Genomic DNA, 6,306 nt, shown 5'->3' with positions numbered 1-6,306 from the left:
GCGACGTGTTCGGCGACCTGACCATCGCTTCCGCGATGATCGACCGGATCGTCCACCACGCCGACGTCATCAGCCTCAAGGGCAACAGCTACCGGCTCAAGCAACACCAATCCGCCGCAACTACGACACACTAAGAACGCACTACAGTGGCCCTGTTTTCAGTTGGCAGAAGTGGCCCTGTTTTCGGTCGGCGTTAACATCAATCACCGGGCGGGGTCTCGACAGGCTCGACCACCGGGCCGCGCGCCCGCCGGCTCGAGGAGCTCGCCGTTCAGCACGTCCAGGGTCCAGCCGTCTGGACCGCTCCGCGCCACCGTCAGGGCGGCGTTGGCGATCGTCGGGATCGCGCGGTCCAGGATGCGGATCAGGCTCAGGCGGATCAGGGTGCCGTGGCTGACGACGATGATGCGGGCGCCCGGGTAGTCGCGCGCCAGCATCCGCAGCACGTCGACCCCTCTGTCGGCGACGTCGTCCTCTGGCTCGGCGCCGCGGAAACCGCCGTTGCCGGTCGGTCCGCCCGGCTCACGCAGGGCCTCGAGCTCGGCGCCGGCACCCAATCCCTCGGCCAGGCCGTAGTCCCGCTCCACGAGGGAGGGGATGCGCTGGGTCACCGTCAGCCCCAGGCCGTCGGCGATCAGGTCGGCCGTTTCGGCCGCTCGGGACAGTGGCGAGGAGACCAGGAAGTCCCAGTCGTACGGCGACAGCGCGCCGACCGCGTCGACGGCCTGCCCTCGACCGGTGTCGTTGAGTGGGATATCGGAGCGACCCTGGATGCGCATCGCGGCGTTCCATGCGGTCTGGCCGTGGCGGACAAGGGCGAAGGTAGTTGCAGAACTCACCCGTCCATTGTCCTCCAGCTGTCAGCCGTGGCGAGCGGCGACGGTGCGGGCACCACTCCGGGCGCCGAGTCCGGGCGCTCGGGGGGTGGAGCGGACCAGCCCGGCCAGGGCGAGGACGGACCAGCCGAGCATCACCACGAGGAGCGCATTGCGAACGGTCAGGAGCAGGACGGCAAATGGATCGCCGTCGACCAGGGGCAGGTAGAAGACCGGGAAGATCAGGGTGGTCAGCACGCTGATGCCGAGCATCAGATAGACCGGGGCGCGCCACTGCCGCCAGGCCCGGCTGGCCCCGACGACCACGATCGGCACGAGCCAGAGCATGTACTGCGGCGAACCGACCTTGTTGAAGACGATGAAGGACCCCACCAGCGCGAGCGAGCCCAGCAGGAGCAGCAGTGCCGGGTCGCTGCGTCGCCGGAGCCCCACCAGCATCAGGGTGAGCACGGCGGCGATCATCAGGAACATCAGCGGCGTCATCACCTCGGCGACGGCGGCCGTGCCGGGGCCGGCGACCTCCCTGGTCGCAATGGCGTAGTTCTGATAGATGGCCGTGTCCGGTCTTCCGGAGACGGCGAGCCACACCCACGGCGTGGTCACGGGCGCCTCGAGCTGCAGGGCGCGGTCGGATTGCATGGTGACGAACCCGGTGAGGAAGCGGATCCCGCCCGCGGCCCATACCATCAAGGCGACGCCGGCGCTCATGACGGCGCCGGTCACGGCGACCACTTTCCGGCGGCTGGAGACCGTGACGACGGCGAGCATCACGGCGGCCGGCCAGACCTTGATCCAGGTGGCGGCGGTCAGCAGCGTCGCGGCCACGATCGGGCGGCGGGCGAGGAGGACAAGGCCGGTGATCACCAGCGGCGCGGTGAGTCCCTCGAGCCGGAGGAGGCCGACGGGGCTCAGCACGAAGCTGAGCAGCAGCCACAGCCAGGCGGCCCGATACCCGCGGGCGTCCCGGCCCCGATCGGTCAGGACGGCGACGGCGATCGCGTTCAGGGACATCGTCATCAGGAACCAGAGCAGCTGGTACAGCAGGGGCCCGGCGAGGGCGGCGAACGCGATCGGGACGATAGCCCCGATCGGGTACACCCACTCGACGTCGATGCCCTGCCAGAGGTGGTGGACGAGGCCGTTCTCCGCCCACGTGCGGTAGAGCGGCAGGTCGCCGAGGACGTTCCCGGTGAGGATCGTCGGCAGCAGGACGAGCAGGAACACTACATGGATGGCGACGAATCCCAGCACCAGGGTGCGAGGGGAGTGAAACCAGGCCAGCCTGGCCGGGGTGAGGGCGCGGAAGAGCCGGCGATCGGCCCGGTCGAGAAGCTGGGACACGGTACTCACCTCTGCAAACGTCGACACCCGGAGCGGTGCCTGACGCCAGCGTAGAAACTCCAGATGACAGGCGGGCTGCCTCGAGGCATCCATTGGGTGACAGTTCTGAGAGTGCTCTCAGCGGGAGTGGCCTCTGCCGGTCGACGGCCAGGTCAGGTCAGGTCACGGGCGAGGAAGCGAAGAGCACCCGGCTGCTGGCGACGAGGTCGGCGACATCGAACAGCCGGGCCGGATCCTGGCCGGCCGCGCGTGCCCCGCGTGCCTCCGCCTCGCTCTGCGGCGCCATCCGGCCCAGCATGACGCCGCCGAGCGCGCGGACCGCGCAGGCCGCGATGACGCCCTCCGGGGTCCCGCCGATTCCCATCACGAGGTCGATCGAGCTGCCGGGTGTCGCGGCCGCGATGGCCGTGGACACGTCGCCCTCGGCGGTGAGGCTCACCGTCGCGCCGGCGGCCCGGAGCTCCCGGACCAGGGACGCATGACGGGGTTTGTCGAGCACGGCGACCGTGAGCGAGGTCTCGGCGACGCCGCTTGCGGCCGCGTAGGCGCGGAGGTTCGCCGTGGCGGAGCGCCGGAGGTCGAGCACGCCGAGGCCCGAGGCCCCGGCGATGAGTTTTTCCATGTAGAAGACGCCGGCCGGATCGAACATCGTTCCGCGGGGGGCAAGGGCGATGACGCTCACCGCGCCGGGTCGAGCGAGGGCCGCAAGGCTGGTGCCGTCGAGCGGATCGACGGCAATGTCGCAGTCCGGGCCTTGCCCGGTGCCGAGCCGTTCCCCGTTGGCGAGCATCGGGGCGGCATCCTTCTCGCCCTCACCGATCACGACGACTCCCGAGAACGGGGCTGTCATCAAGACCGCCCGCATCGCGGCCACGGCGGCCGCGTCTGCGGCGATCTTGTCGCCACGCCCGACCCAGGCCCTGGCAGCCAGGGCCGCGGCCGACGTGGACGCGCGCACGGCCTCGACCAGGTCCGCCGGCCACGCCTCGGCGCCGAGGACGGTGGTCTGGACGACGTCGTCGGGAAATTTCTGCTGCGGCATCCGCCACCTCATGCTCTGGAGTTCGGCCCCATGATCGGGCGATCCCAGCCTACCCGGCGACTGGATCGGACCCCCCGGTAGGCCCGGCTCCGCTCGCGGTCAGGAGAGCAGTTCGCGGATGTCGGCGGCCGTCAGCGCCGAGCCGCGCGGCGCGGCATCCGTCATGACGCTCTCGAACAGGCGCGCCTTGGTGGCCTTGAGGGCCATCACCTTCTCCTCGATCGTGTCCTTGGAGACCAGACGGTAGACCATGACGTTCTTCGTCTGGCCGATCCGGTGCACCCGGTCGACGGCCTGCGCCTCCGTGGCAGGGTTCCACCACGGGTCCAGCAGGATGACGTAGTCGGCCTCGGTGAGGTTCAGGCCGAAGCCGCCGGCCTTGAGGCTGATCAGGAAGACCGAGTTGGTGCCGTTCTTGAAATCGTCGATCGTGCGGGCGCGGCCACGGGTCTTGCCGTCGAGATAGGAGTAGCTGATCCCGGCGGCGTCGAGCCGCTCCCTGGCCTTGGCCAGGTACCGGGTGAACTGGCTGAAGATGAGCGTGCGGTGCCCCTCGGCAACGGTGTCCTCCAGCAGTTCGAGGAGGGCGTCCAGCTTGGTGGACGGGACCCCCGCGTACTTCTCGTCGTACAGGCTCGCGTCAAGGCTGAGCTGGCGCAGCATGGTGAGCGAGCGGAAGATCTCGAACCTGTTCGAGTTCAGGTCGTCGATCAACCCGAGCACCTTCTGCCGTTCCCTGGCCAGGTGGGTGTCGTAGACCTTGCGGTGCTTCGGGTTCAGATCGAGTTCGAGCACCTGTTCCTGTTTCTCCGGAAGGTCGCCGGCCACCTGGTCCTTGGTGCGGCGCAGCATGAACGGGCGGATGCGCCGCCGCAGCTGGGTGAGCCGCTCGTTGTCCGCGTCGGTCTCGATCGGCTTGCGGTAGTAGTCGGTGAACCGGCCGGGGCTCGGGAACAGGCCGGGCGCCGTGATCGACAGCAGCGACCAGAGCTCCATCAGGTTGTTCTCCATCGGCGTGCCCGTGATCGCGAGCTTGAACGGCGTTCTCAGGCGGCGGGCGCACTGGTGCGCCCTGGCCTGGTGGTTCTTCACGAACTGGGCCTCGTCGAGCAGGAGTCCCGCCCAGTCCAGCCCGTCGTACTCGTCGAAGTCGAGCCGGAAGAGCGTGTACGAGGTGATCACGACATCGGCGCCGGCGCTGACGGAGGCGAGGCTCGTGGCGCGCTTCGCCGCGGTCTGGGTGATCGTGGCGACGCGGAGGTCCGGGGCGAAGCGGGCGCACTCCGCGGCCCAGTTCGAGACCACGCTCGTGGGGGCCACGACCAGGAACGGCGCGCCCGGCGCCGACGCCGACGCCTGGTCGCGGGCGTGCGCGATCAGGGCGATCGCCTGCAACGTCTTGCCGAGCCCCATGTCGTCGGCGAGGATGCCGCCGAGCCGGTGGTCGTAGAGGAAACTGAGCCAGTCGAACCCGGCCTGCTGGTAACCGCGCAGGGTGGCGTGGACCGCGGCGGGGAGAGGGCGCCGGTCGATCTGGTCGGCGTCCGTGAGCCCGGCGACGGCGGCGCGCCACCCGGCGGCCTGTTCGGCGACCACGCCGAGGGCCTGCAACTCCTCCCAGAGATCGGCCTGGAACCGGCTGAGCCCGAGCGACTCCGCGTCGGCGTCCTGCAGGCCGCGGGCCTCCTCGATCAGCCGGCGGAGCTGGTGGAGTTCGGGGCGGTCGAGGCTGAACCAGGTGCCGCTGTCCAGGATCAGGATCTCCTGGTCGGCGGCCAGCGCCCGGAACAGGTCGTCGAACGGGATCTCCTCCCCGTCGATGCTGACGGTCACGGCGAGGTCGAACCAGTCCCTGGCGGCCGTGCTCTCGGTGGTGGCCAGGCTGATCACGGGCGCATCGTCGGCGGGGCGGTAGCGGGGGGCGTCGGCGCTGACCGTGACCCGGACGTCGACCAGAGCCTCGAGTTCCCCCATGACCCGGGCCAGGAAGTCGATCATCGCGGCGCCCTCGAGCGTCGCGATCACGGCCAGGCGCGGCCGGCCTTCGTGCGTCTGTTCGAGCGAGGGAAAACCGGTGAGCACCGGAAGGACGGCGGCGAGGATGGCATCCTCGCGCGCGGGGTCCCTGAACTGGGTCTCGCCGGGCGCCGGCCGGAGGGAGCTGCGATAGAGCACCCCGCCTGCCTCCGGCTCCGCCCGGGCGAGGTACTCCCAGTCCCACCGCAACTCGAGGCGCGCCCCCGCTTGGTGCGTGACCTGGAGGGCCAGTCGAGGGCGCGGCGACTCCGGCAGGTCGAAGGAGCCGTCGGTGCTGGTCAGGGTGAGCTGCCGGCGCAGGAACGGGTAGAAGTCGGCGAGGAACAGGGCCTCGTCGGAGCCGGGGACGATCAGGGCGTCGGCGGATGCGGCCAGGGCGAGCAGCTCCGCGCCGAGCTGGTGTTCCAGCGGCGCGAGGGTGAGCACGGAGCCGATGTCGCCCGGTTCCGTGCCCGCGCCGGGCTCGGCCCAGGTGAACACGCCGTGGGCGGGGCTGCCGATGAATCCGAAGTCGGTGCGACCGAGCCGCCGCCCGGCCAGGATGACCGCGGGCGAGAGAGTGAGGGCGCCGTCCTCCCTGCGGATGTCGAGTTGGAGCGCGGCGGTGCCCGCTGCCACGTCCACCCGCGACCGGCCGCTCGCGTCGGTGACCAGGGCCAGCCCGGCGGCCCTCGCCTCGGCGAGGATATCCCAGAACGCCCGGTTCGCGAAGCCGTCGAGCAGGATCCACTGCTGCGCGAAGCCGGTGGACCGGTTGCCGGCGGAGTACAGAGCGTACAGCGCCTTGAGCGCCGCCAATTGGACGGGATCGTAGGCGCCGTAGGCGTAGGCGAGGTTGTCCCAGGTGAGATTGCCGCGGATCCATTTGCCCTTCTTGCCCATGATCACCGGGCGGGCGGCCAGGCGCGTGGGCCTGCCGCCGCCGGTGTACCGTCCGTCGCGGACCGGCTCCTGCAGCTCGAACTGGAGGCCGACCGCCGTGATCGCCGGGACGGTGGCGGCCGGCCGGGCGAGCGGCGCGAGGGCGCGCTGCCAGTCCGGCGGAGCGGG

Annotated in this window: 5 protein-coding genes; 1 reads left to right on the top strand and 4 read right to left on the bottom strand. The window is 70.6% G+C overall.

What is annotated here, in order from left to right; translation table 11 throughout:
• Nucleotides 1-134, top strand: a 134-nt coding sequence (locus E3T48_RS01275; RefSeq protein WP_241986516.1) for an ATP-binding protein, incomplete at its 5' end; no start/stop codon positions are given.
• A 69-nt stretch (nt 135-203) separates the two neighbouring features.
• Here E3T48_RS01275 and E3T48_RS01270 read toward each other — a convergent pair.
• The 4 genes from E3T48_RS01270 to E3T48_RS01255 form a co-directional block, all read right to left on the bottom strand.
• Nucleotides 204-839, bottom strand: coding sequence for a histidine phosphatase family protein (locus E3T48_RS01270; protein WP_255455790.1), 636 nt, complete (start codon nt 837-839; stop codon nt 204-206).
• Nucleotides 840-860: 21 nt separating this feature from the next.
• Complete coding sequence (locus E3T48_RS01265) at nt 861-2,177, bottom strand: glycosyltransferase 87 family protein (RefSeq protein WP_166789588.1); 1,317 nt, start codon at nt 2,175-2,177, stop codon at nt 861-863.
• A 157-nt stretch (nt 2,178-2,334) separates the two neighbouring features.
• Complete coding sequence (locus E3T48_RS01260) at nt 2,335-3,219, bottom strand: fructose-bisphosphatase class II family protein (protein ID WP_166789587.1); 885 nt, start codon at nt 3,217-3,219, stop codon at nt 2,335-2,337.
• Nucleotides 3,220-3,318: 99 nt separating this feature from the next.
• On the bottom strand, nt 3,319-6,306 hold a 2,988-nt coding region (locus E3T48_RS01255), incomplete at its 5' end, for a DEAD/DEAH box helicase (protein WP_134522073.1).

This window comes from Cryobacterium fucosi, assembly GCF_004403515.1.
Classification (GTDB): Bacteria; Actinomycetota; Actinomycetes; order Actinomycetales; family Microbacteriaceae; genus Cryobacterium; species Cryobacterium fucosi.
This window is presented reverse-complemented; position numbering and strand designations above follow the sequence as displayed.